Here is a 16,042-nt window from a genome sequence, read left to right on the forward strand (position 1 = left end):
GGAAGGAGTGCATGCGGCAACGTATGAAGACTCTGAAACTCCCGACTCCCTCCCGGCCGGTGGAATCTGACGCCGGCCGGTGGGCGTCGTTATGGAAAACATGGGCGGGTCGCATCCCGCGCATCCTGCTGCTTCTTCTTGTGCTGGGTGTGCTGGACGTTGCCCGTTTCTTCATTTGGCCCGACGTGGCAGACTTGAAGAAGAGCAATCCGGAAACCACAGCCTTTATGGAATACCGCAAGGAACAGTGGGAAAATATGGGGCGCAAAAAGAATACCGTCCGTCACCAATGGGTGCGTCTGCGCGACATTTCTCCCAACCTCGTAAAGGCCGTCACCATAGCGGAGGATGACCGCTTCTGGATGCACGAAGGGTTTGACCTTGAAGGCATTGAAGAAGCGCTTCTGCGCAATCTGGAAGAAGGCAGGTTGGCGGCAGGGGGCAGTACCATTTCACAGCAGTTGGTGAAAAACCTGTATTTTTCACCTGAAAAAAGTCTTACCCGCAAGCTGCGGGAGGCCGTGGTGACATGGCGGGTGGAAAATGCGCTGAGCAAGACCCGCATTCTGGAGCTGTATCTCAACTGCATAGAGTGGGGAGACGGCATCTTCGGCATTGGTGCCGCATCGCACCATTATTACGGCAAATCACCTTCTGCGCTTACGCCCCGAGAGGCTGCCTCTCTGGCGGCCGTGCTGCCCAATCCCCTCAAATGGACGCCCACCTCGCAGTCAAGAGTGGTGAAGTTGCGCACGCGCATCATTCTGCGGCGACTGGAGCGCCGGTTGCAGCAGGATGCCCCGGGATCAGACGGCTAGGGGTTTTACGCCTTGGGGGACATCTCTTCCGACACGTCAAACTGACGGATATGAAGCAGAGGAATGAAGGTGAGAGTCTTGTCCGGCCGTATGATCTGCAGGGTGCTGTTGTCCGTCACCTCCCATTGCAGGCAGGGAATGGAGGAAACGCCGCCGTCCGTATAGCGGATGGTGAGCAGATAGTGCAGGGGAGCCTTGATTCTGTAAGCCTTGTGTTCGTTACCGGATGCAACCTCAGCCTTCATGCTGACAATCCAGTGCAGAATGGCCTTTTTCTTGTTTTCCAGCGAGTTATGTTCGGGACACAGGCCCACTTTCTGGCTGTCCGGCGCCGGAACGAATCCGTGGATGAAGCCTCCGGTAGCATCCTTGCCGCATATGAAGCAGGGGACCATGGCGAAACTCCCTGTGCAGATGATAGAAAAATCCCCCTGAGCCAAGGCGCAGGGGGATTTCATGTTTGCTAAAGGCTCTTCAGGTAGTTGATGCCGTTCTTGACCAGAATAATGCCCAGTTCGCTGGTTTCACCTGCGGTCCATCCGGGGTGGTTGGTCGGGTGGTTGTAGGCTTCAGGGTGGGGCATGAGGCCGAGAATGCGACCCGAAGGATCGGTGAGCCCTGCGATGCCCATGGGAGAACCGTTGGGGTTCAGCGGGTAGGCTTCGGTAGGCTCTCCTGATTCGGGATCAGCATACTGCAGAGCAATAAGGTTCTGGCTGATCAGGGCTTCGCGGACGGTCTCGTCGCGGAAGATGATCTTGCCCTCGCCGTGGCGTACGGGAAGGTAAAGCATGTCTACGCCCTTGGTGAACACGCAGGGGCTCTGGGGGTTGGCCTTAAGGTGTACCCAGCGGTCTTCGAACCTGGCGGAATCGTTATGGGAAAGCGAAACCTGACGGTCGAAGTAGTCACCGCCGATGGCGGGAAGCAGACCCAGCTTCACCAGAAGCTGAAAACCGTTGCAGATGCCGAGAATGATGCCACCGTTGGCAAAAAAGGTCTTCAACTGGTTGAGCAGGGGTTCTTTCTGCTCCGTGGCGGCGTGGCGCCAGCGCTGTGCAGCGGCCAGTGCGGATCCAAGGTCGTCCCCGTCGAGGAAGCCGCCGGGGAAGATCAGGAAGTTGTAGTCGGTAAGGCGGGTACGGCCGGCAACGAGATCGGAAAAGTAGGCAATATCCGCAACATCCGCTCCGGAAAGGCGTGCCGCATGCGCGGATTCCACTTCACAATTGGTGCCGTATCCGGTGATAACCAGAGTCTTAGCCTGGGCCATTGCTGCAATGTCTCCTGAAAAGTTGTCGTGTGGCAAAAAAGGGTCTTTACTTGCTCAACCGGTTCGGTTAGACCCTGTCGCTTTTGGAATGCTCAAACGTCCCTACAGGGTGATCCGCGCGACAAGGCGGTAGAGCAGTGCAGGGACCGATGATCATAGTTGCACACTCGGTAACAGTCAACGGCTGACGTTGGTTGAAATTTTGTGTATTACTGAGCGGATGTGTTGAAATCCGATTGTTCTTTGGATTTGGCACCAGTTTTTTCAAACACATACCCTTAGGCAGGAGTGTATGAAGACCAAGTTTATTTTTGTTACCGGCGGGGTTCTATCCTCTCTGGGCAAGGGATTAGCCGCTGCATCTCTCGGCGTGCTGCTCAAGGCCCGTGGTCTGAACGTGACCATTCAGAAGCTGGACCCGTACATCAACGTTGACCCCGGTACCATGAACCCCTTCCAGCACGGCGAAGTTTACGTTACCGACGACGGTGCCGAGACCGACCTTGACCTCGGGCATTATGAGCGTTTCCTCAATGTGCCCATGAGCCAGAAGAACAACTGCACCTCCGGCTCCGTTTACTACCGGGTCATCACCAAGGAACGCCGTGGCGACTACCTCGGCGGCACCGTGCAGGTCATCCCGCACATCACCGACGAGATCAAGAAGTGCATCCTCGACCTTGCCAGCGACGACCTTGATGTAGCCATTGTTGAAATCGGCGGCACCGTGGGTGACATTGAAGGGCAACCCTTCCTTGAAGCAATCCGCCAGCTGCGCAGCGACCTCGGCCGTGAGCACTGCATGTACATCCACCTTACGCTGGTGCCCTATCTGCGCGCTGCCGGTGAGCACAAGACCAAGCCCACCCAGCACAGCGTAAAGGAACTGCGTTCCATCGGCATTCAGCCCGACATCATCATCTGCCGTTGTGAAGAGCCCATCAACAGCGACCTGAAGCGCAAGATCGCACTGTTCTGCAATGTTGATCACGATGCCGTGTTCTCCGCGCAGGACGTAAAGAATATCTATGAAGTGCCGCTGTGCTTCTATGAAGAAGGGCTGGATCAGAAGGTTGCCATCATGCTGCGCCTTCCTGCCAAGAATGCGGATCTTGCCGCATGGCAGAAGCTCATCCATACCTTTAACAATCCTGTGGGCACTGTGCGCATAGGTATTGTGGGCAAGTACGTGGACCTCAAGGAAGCGTACAAGAGCCTGCACGAAGCATTGGTGCACGGCGGCCTTGCCAACAAGGTGAAGGTGGAGCTCGAGTATGTGAACTCGGAAGAGATAACCACCCACAACGTCAAGAAGATGCTCAAGGATCTCGACGGCATCCTCGTGCCCGGCGGCTTCGGCCTCCGCGGTGTGGAAGGCAAGATTATCGCCATCCGCCATGCCCGTGAAAACAAGATTCCCTTCTTCGGCATCTGCCTTGGTATGCAGCTTGCGGTTATCGAGTACTCCCGCAATGTGCTGGGTCTTGAAGGCGCCACTTCTGAAGAATTTGATGAAATGGCCAAGGACAAGGTTATCTACCTGATGACCGAATGGTACGATTTCCGCCGCCAGGCTACTGAAAAGCGTGACGAAAGAAGCGACAAGGGTGGCACCATGCGTCTGGGAACTTACCCCTGCGTGCTCAAGCCCGAAACCAATGCCATCCGCGCTTACAATGTTGAGAACATTGAAGAACGCCACCGTCATCGTTTCGAATTCAACAAGGCCTACTTCCAGCGCCTTGAAGAGGCCGGACTGGTGTTCTCCGGGCTGTCTCCCGATGGTGAGTTGGTTGAAATCGTGGAAATCAAGGAGCATCCCTGGTTCCTCGGCTGCCAGTTCCATCCGGAATTCAAGTCCACTCCGATGAACCCGCACCCGCTGTTTCGCGAGTTCATCAAGGCTTCCAAGAAGAACAAGGCGTAACTGCCGGTGCTGCCTGACACCGGAAAACTGCCGGTGGACATTCCTGCCTATTCCTAAGAGGTTCGATCGGGGGCTCACACTTGTGTGCCCCCGATTTTGTGCTTTCTTTCAAGGCATGATTGCGGTAGGTATTTGATCTTGTGATCTTGACGCTAAACAGGATAGTAATTTCAGCATGTACGCACAGTTAGCTAAGCCATTGTACGATTCGTTCGTTTCCGGCCCCTTTGTGTTCGCAGGCCCCTGCGCACTTGAAAGCTTCGAACTGGCTCTGGAAACCGCCCATGCGGTGAAGGAAGCTGCTTCAGCCTGCGGCCTGACCGCCGTTTTCAAAAGCTCTTATGACAAGGCGAACAGAACCTCCCTGAGCAGTTTCAGAGGGCCCGGCATTTCCAAGGGGCTTGAGTGGCTCGCCCGTATCAAGGAAGAAACAGGTCTGCCGGTCGTAACCGACATACATGAACCGGAACAGGCGGCTCCTGTTGCTGAAGTGGCTGATATTCTGCAGATTCCCGCCTTTCTCTGCCGTCAGACAAGCCTGCTTCTTGCAGCAGCGCAGACCGGCCGCATAATCAACGTAAAGAAAGGGCAGTTCGTGGCCCCATGGGACATGAAGCCCGCACTGGACAAGCTTTTCTCCACGGGCAACCGTTGTATCCTGCTGACAGAACGGGGAGCCTCGTTCGGGTATAATAATCTTGTTGTCGATTTCCGCTCCCTCCCCATCATGCAGTCGTTCGGTGTCCCCGTTGTTTTTGACGCCACCCATTCGGTTCAGCTGCCGGGCGGGCAGGGCGGTTGCTCGGGCGGAGACAGGCAGTACGTTCCCAAGCTGGCCCGCGCTGCCGTTGCCGCAGGGGTAAATGGTGTATTCCTCGAATGCCACCCCGATCCGGACAAGGCTCTTTGCGACGGCCCCAACAGCTGGCCGCTGGAAAAGCTTGCTCCGCTACTCAAAGACCTCTCCACCATATGGAACATAGATTATGCATGCTGAGCAGGTAGCCAAAGATATCAAGGTGATCGTGCTGGATTGCGACGGCGTGCTCACTGACGGCGGCCTGTACTACGATTCCGAGGGCAACGTCTCCAAAAGGTTCAATGTGCAGGATGGCCTTGGCATCAAGGTTGTGCAGAAGGCGGGCATTCCCGTGGCCGTCATTACCGGTCTGGATTCCGAGGCCGTGAAGTCCCGCATTGCCTCTCTGGGTATTGATGATTATTTTGCAGGCTTCCTCGACAAGATGGAGTGCCTTGAGATTATCCGGTCCAAATACGGCGTATCCTTTGAGCACATGGCCTACGTCGGCGACGACTGGGTAGACCTTGGCCCCATGCGTGCCGTAGGGTTGCCCGTGGCCGTGGCCAATGCGCAGCCGGAAACCAAGGATATCGCTCTACTCGTGACGCAGGCGCGTGGCGGGGAAGGGGCGGTGCGCGAGGTTATCCGTTTTATTCTCAAGGCGCAGGGCAAGCTTGAACAGGCCATGAGCCGCTGGAACGTATAGAATGCGCAAGCGCTATTTTTTGATAGGTGCGGTACTTATCGGCGTTGCCGGGGCGGTTGTCATAAATTTTGCGACCGACAAGGCGGTGAACGAAATCCGTCAGGTTGTGCAAAAGGAACAGCACGGCCCGGAAAACGTGGTGGACCTGACGCTGAAAGGCATAGAGCTTCAGCAGGGTGAGCACGGCGAAGAGCTGTGGCGCCTCAAAGCCAAGGGAGCATGGTACGATCAGAAGGAAGGCGTGGTCCAGGTTTCCGACCCCGTGATTACCTATATTCTGAAGCCGGACAAACAGGAACTGGTGGTGCGTTCCGCACGCGGAGTGGTCAATCAGCAGGCCAGAGTTGCCCGGTTGTGGGAAAATGTTGAAATTGAACGCGATGGCGGCTACATACGTACCAACCTGATTATCTACAACGGCACCAGTCACACTCTTAACATGCCCGGAGTTGCCCATTTTGACGGTCCGGATCTGTTTGGCAACGCAACCAACGTGACCTGGTATCTTAACGAAAACCTCGTTCGGGCGGAAAAGGACGTTTCAGTCGAAATGCTGGTCCGTCAACGCCTGGATGATTTAGCGGAAGGAGAAATCAAGGATGCTTCGCATTAGCCGCTGGCTTATGGCCTTTTGCCTCGTAATGCTTTTCGCCGGAGTGGTGCATACCGCGCAGGAAGGCGAAATGGTTCCCATCAAGGTTACCTCCGACAAGCTATCTTATGATGCAACAGGGCAGAAAGTTACTTTTGAGGGGAATGTGCATGTGACACACCCCGATGCCCAGCTCTGGTCCAAGAAAATTGTCATTCTGCTTACGGCAGACGACGCCAAGGCAAAAACAAAGAGTGAAGATGATTCCGCCATGGACCCCGGCCAGATCGACAAGATCATCGCCGAGGGCGATGTGCGCGTGAAAATGACCGACGGCAAGACCGGCAACTGCCAGAAAGCCACATATAATCTTGGCACCGGCATTCTGGTCATGGAAGGTTCTCCGGTTCTCACGGACGGCCCCAACAGCATTCAGGGTGATATCATCAATTTCTACGTGAAGGAAAACAAGAGCGAAGTGATCGGCTCTTCCGCTCTTCCCGTAGAGGCTCTTTTCTCCGCTCCCAAGCGCACCAAGAAGTAGGCAGCATGTCGTTTCTTGAAGCAGAGACACTGCATAAGGTGTATGGAAAACGAGAGGTAGTGCGCGGCATTTCCCTGAGTATGAAGCAGGGGGAAGTGGTGGGACTTCTCGGGCCCAACGGTGCCGGCAAGACCACAACCTTCTACATGCTGATCGGCATGGTGAAGCCCACAAGCGGCATCGTGAAGTATGACGGCAGCGAGATCACCGACTGGCCGCTCCACGAGCGCGCCCGCGTGGGATTGAGCTACCTTCCCCAGGAAAGCTCGGTGTTCCGCAAGCTGACCGTGCGCCAGAATCTCGAACTCATTCTTGAGCACACGGACATGTCCAAGGCTCAGCAGAACAAGCGTGCCGACACCTTGCTCGAAGAATTTCGCATCACGCATATTGCCGATTCCATGGCCATGCACCTTTCCGGTGGTGAACGCCGCCGTCTCGAAATTGCCCGCGCCCTCATCCGCAAGCCCCGCTTTATCCTGCTTGATGAGCCCTTTGCCGGCATCGATCCGCTGGCAGTGGATGATATTCAGGCCATTATCCGCGGCCTGAGCGACAGGGGTATCGGCGTACTCATTTCTGACCACAACGTCAGGGAAACACTCAATATCTGCGACAGGGCGTACCTTGTCTTCGAAGGGCAGATCATCCTCAACGGAACACCGGCTCAGATTGTTAACGATCCCAAAGCGCGACGCGTCTATCTGGGAGAAGGTTTCTCTTTGTAAGGTTGATGCTTTTCTCTGGCAACTCTCTAAAAAATATCGAGAAGAGATTCTTCTATGCCGCAAAAGCCCGATTTTCGGGCTTTTCTTTGTTGCATGGTTCTTGCTTGTATGGCAAAAAGGACTCGTATATAGAAATTTTGGAATGCTTCTTGATAGGGGTGGCTTTTCATAACGCAAACCGATCTTACCTGCCGCAGGTTCCTGCGCGGGGTAACTTCTCCGGATAGCATCACGTATGGCACTTGAACTCCGTCAGCAACTAAAGCTCTCTCAGCAATTGGTCATGACTCCCCAATTGCAGCAGGCAATCAAACTGCTGCAATTGTCCCGTCTTGAACTCATGGAGACTGTTCAGCAGGAACTGCTCGAGAATCCGTTTCTTGAAGAATCCCCTGAATCGCTGGTTCCGGCAGATGCTACGGAAAAGGCTGAACTTCGATCCGAGGCTCAGGAAGGATATGACAAGGAACTGGCCTCCAATGCCGACTGGGAAGACTATCTCGGCGATTTTTCAAGCACCACCAAACAAGTTGCCTCCCGCGAAACCGAAATCCCTGAAGAAGGTTCTTCCTTCGAAGCCCGCTTATCTTCACGCCCTTCACTTGACGGCCACCTCTTCTGGCAATTGACCCTTTCCCGGGTGACCGAACGCCAGCAGGGCATCGGCGAAATCATTATCGGCAACATAGGTTCCAACGGTTATCTGCATGCTTCAGTGCAGGAAATGGCTGAAATGGCCGGTGCCGAGGTGGAAGAGGTGGAAGAGATGCTGCACAGGGTTCAGCGTTTCGACCCTGTCGGTGTGGCCGCCCGTTCTCCTCAGGAATGTCTGCTCGTTCAGATAGAGGTGCTTGGCTACGATCGTGACCCCGTGCTTGTCGAATTGGTACGTGATCATCTGGAAGATCTGGAGAAACGCCGCTATAAGCCCCTGTGCCGCAAGTTCCGGATCAATATGGATGACCTCAGGGAATATCTTGAGCTTATCCAGACGCTGGACCCCATGCCGGGTGCCAGTTTCGGCACCAGTGAACCGCATTATGTGGCTCCGGACGTGTTCGTGCACAAGTATGACGGCGAATTTGTCATCATTTTAAACGACGACGGGTTGCCCAGTCTTCAGCTGAGTGATATTATTGATACCCTTCCTCAGGTTTCCGGACCTGACAAGGACTACTTCCAGGAGAAAATGCGTTCTGCGTCCTGGCTCATAAAGAGCCTGCATCAGAGGCAGCGCACACTCTACAAGGTTATGGAGAGTATCGTAAAATATCAGCGCGGATTTTTTGAAGAGGGTGTCACGGCTTTAAAGCCTCTGATTCTCAAGGACATTGCAGACGATATCGGTATGCACGAGTCCACGGTGAGCCGAATTACCACCAGCAAGTACGTGGCAACCCCTCATGGTATTTTTGAACTCAAGTTCTTCTTTAACAGTGCCATCGGCATGGATGATGGCAGTTCTGTGGGCTCGGAGAGCGTCAAAGCGCTCATCAAGCAGCTGATCAGCGAGGAAAATTCCAAGCGTCCCCTGAGTGATGAGCGAATCGGTGAAATTCTCAAAGAAAAATTACAATTGAATATTGCCCGCAGAACCGTTGCGAAGTATCGTACAGCTATGGACATCCCCTCATCGTCCAAGCGGAAGTCCGCTTTTTAACGGAGGGGGGCTTCCTGCAACGCCATGGGCGGTCAGGATGCAAACCACAGACGCCAGAGGCATGACTGCACATGCAGTCTCCTGAACACTCCAAGGAGGCATATATGAACATCGCATTCACATTCAAGAACTTCGAGCCTTCCGACCATCTCAAGAAGTATGCCCGCCGTCGTTTTGAAAAGCTTGGCAAGTTCCTGACTGCACACGGCAAGTCCGAAATGCAGGTTGGAATGAGCGTGGATAACTACCGTCACAAGATTGATGTGACGCTGGTTGCGGACGGTCTGAATCTGTCTGCCAATGAAAAGTCCGAGGACATGTACGCCACTGTTGACCTTGTGTTCGACAAGCTTGCTTCGCAGGTGAAGAAGCATTCCGAAAAGAACAAGGACCATCGCAGAGGTGCGGAACTGGCTCTGCGCGAAGACGTGTTCAGCTATGCGGACACTGCTGCCGGCCGCGAGCGCACCATCGTCGGGACCGACCACTTCACGCCCAAGCCGATGGGAATTGACGAGGCTGCACTGCAGCTTGACTCGCTTAATTTCGAGTTCCTTGTGTTTCTGAACGCGGAAACCGAGCGCGTCAATGTCATCTACCGCCGCGAAAACGGAGACTTCGGTCTCATCGATCCTACCATCTAGGACGCTGAAAAATGAAACTGGGTGATTACCTGGATAAAGAAATGATTCTGCCCGAGCTTACCGCCAGCACCAAGGAAGAGGTGCTGGCGGAGCTCGTTGAGCGTGTTGTTGAGGTTTATCCTTCTCTGGATAGGGAACGAGTTCTGTCTGTTTTGAAAGAACGTGAAAGCCTCGGCACCACGGGCATCGGAGACGGAATTGCCATTCCTCATGGCAAGCTGGACTCTCTCGACCGCATTATCCTTGTTGCGGGCCGCAGCATAAAGGGCGTAGACTTCGAGGCTCTGGACTTCAAGCTCTGTAACATCTTTTTTCTGGTCCTTGCTCCCGAACAGGTTGCAGGTGTACATCTGCGCATTCTGGCGCAGATATCCCGTCTGTTAAAGGACAAGGAATTCAGAAGCGCCATCCTTACCGCTTCCGGTACCGAAGAACTCTGGCAGTTGCTTGGCAACGCCTGATAGAGCCTGTCAAACATGGACTCTCCTGTAGCTCCCTCATTTCCCATTCTTGTGGTCACCGGTTTATCCGGCGGTGGCAAGAGTACCGTGCTCAGAGTGTTCGAGGATCTTCGATATTACACCATCGACGGTCTTCCCGTTACGCTTGCGCTGCAGATGGTTTCCATTCTTGATGAGCGGAGCCTCGCCAAGTATCGCGGGCTGGTGCTCGGCATGGACCTGCGTCACATTGAGTTCGACAGTGGTTTTGATGCCATTCTGCAGGCCATGCGCGAAAAGGGGCTTGCCCCGGCGATCATTTTCATGGAAGCGCGGCCCGATGTCATCGTGCGGCGCTACAAGGAAACCCGCCGCCCCCATCCGCTCGAAAGCGGAGGCCTTGGGCTTGAACAGGCTATGGAGACGGAGCGCAGGTTGTTGGAGCCTGTGCGTGCAATGGCAGACCTTGTCATAGACACGTCCGACTATTCCATTCATGACATCCGGCGCATCATCCAGCAGAAATGGACCATTCTGGAAGGCAACAGGCGCAGCATGCGCGTGCATCTGCTGACCTTCGGCTTCAAGTACGGCACACCTGCCGAAGCGGACATGGTGTTTGACCTGCGCTTTCTTCCCAACCCGTATCACGAGCCTGAACTGCGCCCGCTGTCGGGTAAGGACCCGGCCATTTCGCAGTACGTGCTCGGGGCAGGCGTCGGGAAAGAGTATCTGGAAAGGCTGACCGAATTTCTGCACTTCACACTCACCCAGATGGAGGGTGAAGGGCGTTATCGCGCCACGGTCGCCATAGGATGCACGGGCGGCAGGCACAGATCGGTCGCCGCAGCCGAGGCGCTATTTGAGGCTTTGAAAAACTTTGATTTTGCTGTATCTATTGAACACCGGCATATGGAGCTGGTTTAGCTTCAAAAGATTGCACTCTTCGCAGATTTATATTTCCGCCGGTGGAGAATAGTACCCTAATGACTGAACCCATTACAGACGTTGCTCCTGTTGGCGTGGTGATAGTAACCCACGCCGATTACGGTTCCGCCTTGCTGCGTGCAGCGGAAGTCATACTTGGTTCGCAGGACGACTGCGGCACTGTCAGCGTGGACGGGACTTCAGAAGTTGCCGAAACGGTTGCCAGACTCAAAGAAACGGTCGCCCGTGTGGATAAGGGCAGGGGAGTTCTCATTCTCACCGACATGTTCGGCGGAACGCCGACCAACCTGAGCCTTTCCCTTCTCAGTGCCGGAAACGTAGAAGTGGTCACGGGCGTGAATCTGCCCATGCTGCTCAAGGTTTTCGGTTGTCGAAAAATGGATCTGCACACTCTTGCGGACGAAGCCAAAGCCTCGGGCGACAAAGGTATTGTCGTTGCGGGCGCGGTTCTTCGCCGGAAAGTCAAAAACGGGTAACTCGGCATGCAGTGGGTTCGCATAGACAACAGGCTCATACACGGGCAAGTCATCGAAACCTGGTTGCCCTACACCCGCGCAAAACGCCTGCTCGTCGTCAACGACGAAATGGCAGCGGACGATCTGCAGCAGCAGATTGCTTCTCTGGCCGTACCGGGGCGTATTCATGCTGATTTCATTCATGTGAATGCTCTGGCAGAGTATGCACGCAAGCATGCAGGCGACATGCAGGATACTCTTGTTCTGGTTGCCAACTGCAGTGATGCGCGCCGTATTCTGGATAACGGCTTTTCCTTTACCGTGCTGAACATCGGAAACCTGCACTATTCCCCGGGAAAGAAGCAGCTGTGTGCGCATGTTGCCGTTACCGAAGAAGATGAGGTGTGTCTTCGTTATTTCAGCAAACGCAGCGTTGAACTTGATTTCCGCTGTGTCCCCAATGATCCGGTCCAGATAAAGGGGTGGTAGGATGGATAATCTGTTCAATACCGTAATCTGGATGGCTCCTCTCGCTTTTTTTTTGCCTTCTCTTCAGTACTGCGCTTTGCGCTGAATCTGGGCTTTTTTGAGCGTCCTCTTGCAGCTGGCTTCATCTGGGGCATAGTCACAGGAGAGTGGACGCTGGCCATTCACGTGTCCATATTCTTTGAGCTTATCTGGCTCGATCTCTTTCCTGCCGGTACCTACATCCCTCCCAATGCCGTGGCCCCCATGCTGCTGACACTCGGTGTTTCCAGCTATTTCAACATTCAGGATGCAACCATGCTGGCCTTACCCATTCTGGTCAGCATGCCCGCTGCGCTGTTAGCTTCCCGTATTGAGTACTGGCAGCGCAAGTTGCAGAATGCCGGGTATAACCGCATTATCCATTGGGGCAGAAAGGATGCTGAAGACAGCGTGCCGGGCAGGGTGCTCATGCAGTCTCTGGCACAGAGCTTTATCATGCATATTCTTTTCTTCTGCGTTTGCCAGCTTGTGCTTATTCTCACGATCAGGGGATTGTCGTGGTATCTTGGCCACCTGCCGGCCATTAGCGGATTAGGGTGGATGCATTTGTGGTTCGCGGCCGGTATCGGCGGCGTTATGTCCCTTCGTGTGCGACGTTCCTATGTGGTTTTTCTGCTGTGTCTCGTCTGCGTCGTGCTCATCGGGAGCGCCTGATCGTCTGTTTTTTCAAAAAAAATCATGCCGACCCTCTAGACCCACTTGGCAGGCTTTCAGCTTTGTGCTATTTGGCACAAACTATTTTCGGAAGAAGGCGAGCCAATCGCATAGTCAAACCCAATTTGGAGGAGTTTTACCATGGCAATTCTCGTGATGGGTCATATGAACCCCGATACCGACTCTATCATTTCCGCCATTGCCGTTGCCGACCTGCTCAGCAAGCGCGGCATGGAAGCAAAGGCTGTTGCACAGGGCGAAGTGACCCCCGAGTCCGCTTTTGTTCTTGGCAAGTTCGGCCTGACCGCTCCTGAAGTTGTTACTTCTGTTGCCGGCCAGAAGCTGTGGCTCGTTGACACCACCGACGGTGCTCAGCTGCCCGCAGACATCAAGGAAGCTGAAGTTGTGGGCGTTACCGACCACCACAAGCTGGGCGACGTAACCACCTCCAACCCCCTCGAAATGTGGGTATGGCCCGTAGGCTGCTGCGGCACCGTTATCAAGGCCATGTACGACTTCTACGGTATCGAAGTGCCCAAGGGCATCGCAGGCGGCCTGCTCTGTGCCATCCTGTCCGACACCGTTATGTTCAAGTCCGTTACCACCACCCCCGCTGACAAGAAGGCTGTTGCCGAACTGGCAGCCATCGCCGGTGTAGCCGACACCACCACCGTGGGCATGGACATGTTCAAGGTGAAGTCCGCTGTTGACGGCGCTTCCATGGAATCCCTCGTATTCCGTGACTACAAGGACTTCGACATGAACGGCAACAAGGTCGGTATCGGCCAGCTCGAAGTGATCGATCTGTCCATGCTGGACGCCGTTAAGGAAGGCCTGTTTGCAGAAATCCAGAAGGTGAAGGCCGGTGGCCGTCACTCCGTATTCCTGCTCCTGACCGACATCATGAAGGAAGGTTCCGAAATGCTGATCGTTTCCGACGATCCTTCCGTTGTGAAGAAGGCTTTCGGCGTTGAAGTTGCCGGCAAGAGCGTATGGCTCGACGGCGTCATGAGCCGCAAGAAGCAGGTTGTTCCTAACTTCGAAAAGGCTTTCAAGGGCTAATCAAACAGCCTCTTGCATGAAATGCCAAGGCCCGGTGCAATGCACCGGGCCTTTTTTAATTCCATTTGAAGAAATGCCAGTTACGCCTGATGTCCGGCAAGGGCTGCGCAGCGCATTTCCCTGAGCCGGATGCCGGATTCCGGCCCTCTGTTTCGCAATTCGTCCGGCAGAACCACACGCAGAATGGTATCGCGGTCTTCGCGCATTCTTTCAAGCAGATCAATGCCGCTGTCTGCGAGGACGAGTCGGCAGAAGGGTTCCAGCAGGCTGTGCTTGTTGATCTCCATGAGCAGATCAACGCGTGTGCCTGCACGCAGGGAAAGATAGGTGCCGCCCTTCATGTGCTGCCGTGCGGCAACCATACCTGCACGCATGAGCCGGTTAGAGAGCTTGAGTCGCATCCCGAGCACCCGGGCCAGTTCTTCACCCCGGTGTTCATGCTTGTAATGATGCGGCAAAACGTCTTCGGGGGTCAGAGTCTTGCCAAGGTCGTGACACAGCGCCATATATACGGCAGTAGGGTCCCCTGCACATTTGTCCATAACTTGTGCAGTGTGTTCAAGAACACTTTCCCGATGATAGGGCAGGGGGCCGGCAGGAATATTGTCTGCATTCTCCAGTTCCCTGAACCATGGACCAAGGCATCCGCCACGATGCAGTTCGCGGAGGAAGCGACCGGGCTGAGGGGTGCGCATGGCTTTGATGAGCTCGCCGGCCACTCGTTCCGGTGTCATAAGGCCGAGCACACCGGAAGAAGCTATCTCCTGCATTTGCACAAGAAGTTCCGGATGCAGTGTGAAATCAGTAAAATCTGCTGCAAAACGTGCGGCTCTGAAGGCTCGTATGGGATCATTCTTCAGCGAGGTTGCATTTGTGGGCCGCAATGTTCGGTTGCGCAAATCCGCAAATGCCTGCGGATGAGCATACAATCTGCCGTTCTGGTCAAGGGCTACGGCATTGATGGTAAAATCGCGCAATTGAAGGTCTTCGTGGATGTTATTTCCCCGTAAAGGGGCATGCTCAAGGCCATTGAGTATGCATATTGAAAAATCATTTCCTGCCTTGCGTGCAGAAGGATTGCGGCATATAAAGCCTTCGACGGTGTCCGCGAAGGCATAATCGAATTCGTGCGGAGTGCGCCCGAGCAGCAGATCCCTGACAGCTCCGCCCACTAAATATTCTTCCATTCCGGTAGTATGCATTGAATCAGTTCCGTTGGCATTTTCATTTGAAGTCTGATGACGGCATCCTATCAGGTGTGGCGTAATGTTGTATATCCTTAAAGACGGTCTTTCCGGCGTGGCGTCACCTCTTTCTCCGGACGAACTGGCGGGTTCCGATCCGGCATGGGGTGATGAAATACGCAATGCACGCTGGACCGAATGCGAAAAAAACGGCATTCGGTTCTGGGTCTCCTCCTGCGCCTGTTGCAGCGGGGCAGAGGGAGCAGGTGAAGCAGCCGGATCCGTCTTCATATGTGGCACTTGCACCTCCAGTCTGGATGTGGTGCGCATTCTTGCGCGTGAAGGATTGCTGCATGAATGGGATTCTGTGCTGGCGCTTTCGCAATCTTCAGGACGAGGTCAGCTGCGCAGGCCGTGGAGCTCTCCGTCCGGAAATATTTATTCAGCAATAAGGCTTCCTTATGGTGCTCCGCATCTGGATGACATCGCTTCGCTCACAGTGGGCTATCTGCTGGCAGAAGCGCTGAACGCGCAGGGTGTGCGCGTTGCCTTGAAATGGCCGAACGATTTGTTGCTGGAAAACAGGAAGACGGGTGGAGTCCTTTTGGAGGACTTTGGCGGTGCGTTGTTTGCCGGAATAGGCATCAACGTGGTTTCAAGCCCGCCGGTGTCGGAACTGAGGGATGGCTGGGCTGTGCCTGCCACGAACCTGAGGGCGGAAGGCTGTAAGCTTTCCGTAATGACCTTGTGGCAAACGCTTGTGAATCGAGTACGTTTTTGTTATGAGACGCAGGTTGTTCGCTGCAACAGAGAAGAGTTGACAAGACGCGTGCAATTACATCTTGCCTGGGTGGGCCGTGAAATCATCATTCACGGCGGAGATGAGGAGTATCGTCCGGGCAGGCTTTTGGGTGTCAACGAAAACGGAGCGCTCCGTCTTCTCCTGTCCGGTCAAGAAATTGCTGTCCATTCCGGCAGCATTGCCCTCTCGTCGCATACAGACCTTCCCATTTGATGTTTCGGCTCGCCCTTTAACCCGGTGACTTGCTGTCTCCGGATATTGGTATACGAGGATTG

General features: G+C 54.6%; 19 protein-coding genes. 16 read left to right on the forward strand and 3 right to left on the reverse strand.

The genetic code is table 11. The annotated features are described in order from the left end of the window. Positions 1-23: 23 nt before the first annotated feature. On the forward strand, positions 24-818 hold the full coding sequence (gene mtgA / locus HUV30_RS10965) for a monofunctional biosynthetic peptidoglycan transglycosylase (RefSeq protein ID WP_243452154.1): 795 nt from the start codon (positions 24-26) through the stop codon (positions 816-818). Between the two features lie 5 nt (positions 819-823). On the opposite strand, the gene HUV30_RS10970 is transcribed toward mtgA, so the two are convergent. After that, positions 824-1,213, reverse strand: a complete 390-nt coding sequence (locus HUV30_RS10970) for a hypothetical protein (RefSeq protein WP_174405495.1) — start codon at positions 1,211-1,213, stop codon at positions 824-826. A 68-nt stretch (positions 1,214-1,281) separates the two neighbouring features. After that, positions 1,282-2,091, reverse strand: coding sequence for a phosphoribosylformylglycinamidine synthase subunit PurQ (locus HUV30_RS10975; protein WP_174405496.1), 810 nt, complete (start codon positions 2,089-2,091; stop codon positions 1,282-1,284). 292 nt (positions 2,092-2,383) lie between these two features. Here HUV30_RS10975 and pyrG point away from each other — a divergent pair, with 292 nt between their 5' ends. The 14 genes from pyrG (at position 2,384) to HUV30_RS11045 (ending at position 13,781) form a co-directional block, all read left to right on the forward strand. After that, positions 2,384-4,018: a CTP synthase gene (gene pyrG / locus HUV30_RS10980; RefSeq protein WP_174405497.1), complete on the forward strand. Its 1,635-nt coding sequence runs from the start codon at positions 2,384-2,386 to the stop codon at positions 4,016-4,018. A 175-nt stretch (positions 4,019-4,193) separates the two neighbouring features. Then, a complete protein-coding gene (kdsA, locus tag HUV30_RS10985; protein ID WP_174405498.1) occupies positions 4,194-5,015 on the forward strand; it encodes a 3-deoxy-8-phosphooctulonate synthase in 822 nt (273 codons plus the stop codon). Next, entirely contained in the window at positions 5,005-5,526 is a 522-nt protein-coding gene (locus tag HUV30_RS10990; RefSeq protein ID WP_174405499.1) for a KdsC family phosphatase, read from the forward strand. The genes kdsA and HUV30_RS10990 overlap by 11 nt, the downstream gene beginning before the upstream one ends. A gap of 1 nt (position 5,527) precedes the next feature. After that, the gene (gene lptC, locus HUV30_RS10995; RefSeq protein WP_174405500.1) at positions 5,528-6,139 is read left to right on the forward strand and encodes an LPS export ABC transporter periplasmic protein LptC; all 612 of its coding nucleotides are present in this window, start codon (positions 5,528-5,530) and stop codon (positions 6,137-6,139) included. Continuing rightward, positions 6,126-6,662, forward strand: a complete 537-nt coding sequence (locus HUV30_RS11000; RefSeq protein WP_174405501.1) for an LptA/OstA family protein — start codon at positions 6,126-6,128, stop codon at positions 6,660-6,662. The genes lptC and HUV30_RS11000 overlap by 14 nt, the downstream gene beginning before the upstream one ends. 5 nt (positions 6,663-6,667) lie before the next feature. Continuing rightward, complete coding sequence (gene lptB, locus HUV30_RS11005) at positions 6,668-7,390, forward strand: LPS export ABC transporter ATP-binding protein (protein ID WP_174405502.1); 723 nt, start codon at positions 6,668-6,670, stop codon at positions 7,388-7,390. 235 nt (positions 7,391-7,625) lie between these two features. Continuing rightward, positions 7,626-9,050: an RNA polymerase factor sigma-54 gene (gene rpoN / locus HUV30_RS11010; protein WP_174405503.1), complete on the forward strand. Its 1,425-nt coding sequence runs from the start codon at positions 7,626-7,628 to the stop codon at positions 9,048-9,050. 104 nt (positions 9,051-9,154) lie between these two features. Continuing rightward, complete coding sequence (gene hpf, locus HUV30_RS11015) at positions 9,155-9,694, forward strand: ribosome hibernation-promoting factor, HPF/YfiA family (protein WP_174405504.1); 540 nt, start codon at positions 9,155-9,157, stop codon at positions 9,692-9,694. An 11-nt stretch (positions 9,695-9,705) separates the two neighbouring features. Continuing rightward, the gene (locus HUV30_RS11020; protein WP_174405505.1) at positions 9,706-10,155 is read left to right on the forward strand and encodes a PTS sugar transporter subunit IIA; all 450 of its coding nucleotides are present in this window, start codon (positions 9,706-9,708) and stop codon (positions 10,153-10,155) included. 15 nt (positions 10,156-10,170) lie between these two features. Next, entirely contained in the window at positions 10,171-11,061 is an 891-nt protein-coding gene (rapZ, locus tag HUV30_RS11025; protein WP_174405506.1) for an RNase adapter RapZ, read from the forward strand. 59 nt (positions 11,062-11,120) lie between these two features. Then, positions 11,121-11,558: a PTS sugar transporter subunit IIA gene (locus HUV30_RS11030; RefSeq protein ID WP_174405507.1), complete on the forward strand. Its 438-nt coding sequence runs from the start codon at positions 11,121-11,123 to the stop codon at positions 11,556-11,558. Between the two features lie 6 nt (positions 11,559-11,564). Next, positions 11,565-12,026 (forward strand): PTS sugar transporter subunit IIB, encoded by a 462-nt coding sequence (locus HUV30_RS11035; protein ID WP_174405508.1) that lies wholly within the window; start codon positions 11,565-11,567, stop codon positions 12,024-12,026. A 27-nt stretch (positions 12,027-12,053) separates the two neighbouring features. Then, positions 12,054-12,719, forward strand: a complete 666-nt coding sequence (locus HUV30_RS11040) for a PTS sugar transporter subunit IIC (protein ID WP_174406167.1) — start codon at positions 12,054-12,056, stop codon at positions 12,717-12,719. A gap of 141 nt (positions 12,720-12,860) precedes the next feature. After that, on the forward strand, positions 12,861-13,781 hold the full coding sequence (locus HUV30_RS11045) for a manganese-dependent inorganic pyrophosphatase (RefSeq protein ID WP_174405509.1): 921 nt from the start codon (positions 12,861-12,863) through the stop codon (positions 13,779-13,781). 80 nt (positions 13,782-13,861) lie between these two features. On the opposite strand, the gene HUV30_RS11050 is transcribed toward HUV30_RS11045, so the two are convergent. Continuing rightward, entirely contained in the window at positions 13,862-14,983 is a 1,122-nt protein-coding gene (locus HUV30_RS11050) for a tRNA nucleotidyltransferase/poly(A) polymerase-related protein (RefSeq protein WP_243452155.1), read from the reverse strand. Between the two features lie 301 nt (positions 14,984-15,284). Here HUV30_RS11050 and HUV30_RS11055 point away from each other — a divergent pair, with 301 nt between their 5' ends. Next, positions 15,285-15,980 (forward strand): biotin--[acetyl-CoA-carboxylase] ligase, encoded by a 696-nt coding sequence (locus tag HUV30_RS11055; RefSeq protein ID WP_174405510.1) that lies wholly within the window; start codon positions 15,285-15,287, stop codon positions 15,978-15,980. Positions 15,981-16,042: the final 62 nt, after the last annotated feature.

This window comes from Desulfovibrio subterraneus (genome assembly GCF_013340285.1).
Lineage (GTDB): Bacteria > Desulfobacterota > Desulfovibrionia > Desulfovibrionales > Desulfovibrionaceae > Halodesulfovibrio > Halodesulfovibrio subterraneus.

What these genes read in the sequence shown, in the direction of transcription:
- mtgA (WP_243452154.1), top strand. Translation starts at nt 24, where the DNA reads ATGAAGACTCTGAAACTCCCGACTCCCTCCCGGCCGGTGGAATCTGAC.
- HUV30_RS10970 (WP_174405495.1), bottom strand. Translation starts at nt 1,213, where the DNA reads ATGGTCCCCTGCTTCATATGCGGCAAGGATGCTACCGGAGGCTTCATC.
- HUV30_RS10975 (WP_174405496.1), bottom strand. Translation starts at nt 2,091, where the DNA reads ATGGCCCAGGCTAAGACTCTGGTTATCACCGGATACGGCACCAATTGT.
- pyrG (WP_174405497.1), top strand. Translation starts at nt 2,384, where the DNA reads ATGAAGACCAAGTTTATTTTTGTTACCGGCGGGGTTCTATCCTCTCTG.
- kdsA (WP_174405498.1), top strand. Translation starts at nt 4,194, where the DNA reads ATGTACGCACAGTTAGCTAAGCCATTGTACGATTCGTTCGTTTCCGGC.
- HUV30_RS10990 (WP_174405499.1), top strand. Translation starts at nt 5,005, where the DNA reads ATGCATGCTGAGCAGGTAGCCAAAGATATCAAGGTGATCGTGCTGGAT.
- lptC (WP_174405500.1), top strand. Translation starts at nt 5,528, where the DNA reads ATGCGCAAGCGCTATTTTTTGATAGGTGCGGTACTTATCGGCGTTGCC.
- HUV30_RS11000 (WP_174405501.1), top strand. Translation starts at nt 6,126, where the DNA reads ATGCTTCGCATTAGCCGCTGGCTTATGGCCTTTTGCCTCGTAATGCTT.
- lptB (WP_174405502.1), top strand. Translation starts at nt 6,668, where the DNA reads ATGTCGTTTCTTGAAGCAGAGACACTGCATAAGGTGTATGGAAAACGA.
- rpoN (WP_174405503.1), top strand. Translation starts at nt 7,626, where the DNA reads ATGGCACTTGAACTCCGTCAGCAACTAAAGCTCTCTCAGCAATTGGTC.
- hpf (WP_174405504.1), top strand. Translation starts at nt 9,155, where the DNA reads ATGAACATCGCATTCACATTCAAGAACTTCGAGCCTTCCGACCATCTC.
- HUV30_RS11020 (WP_174405505.1), top strand. Translation starts at nt 9,706, where the DNA reads ATGAAACTGGGTGATTACCTGGATAAAGAAATGATTCTGCCCGAGCTT.
- rapZ (WP_174405506.1), top strand. Translation starts at nt 10,171, where the DNA reads ATGGACTCTCCTGTAGCTCCCTCATTTCCCATTCTTGTGGTCACCGGT.
- HUV30_RS11030 (WP_174405507.1), top strand. Translation starts at nt 11,121, where the DNA reads ATGACTGAACCCATTACAGACGTTGCTCCTGTTGGCGTGGTGATAGTA.
- HUV30_RS11035 (WP_174405508.1), top strand. Translation starts at nt 11,565, where the DNA reads ATGCAGTGGGTTCGCATAGACAACAGGCTCATACACGGGCAAGTCATC.
- HUV30_RS11045 (WP_174405509.1), top strand. Translation starts at nt 12,861, where the DNA reads ATGGCAATTCTCGTGATGGGTCATATGAACCCCGATACCGACTCTATC.
- HUV30_RS11050 (WP_243452155.1), bottom strand. Translation starts at nt 14,983, where the DNA reads ATGCATACTACCGGAATGGAAGAATATTTAGTGGGCGGAGCTGTCAGG.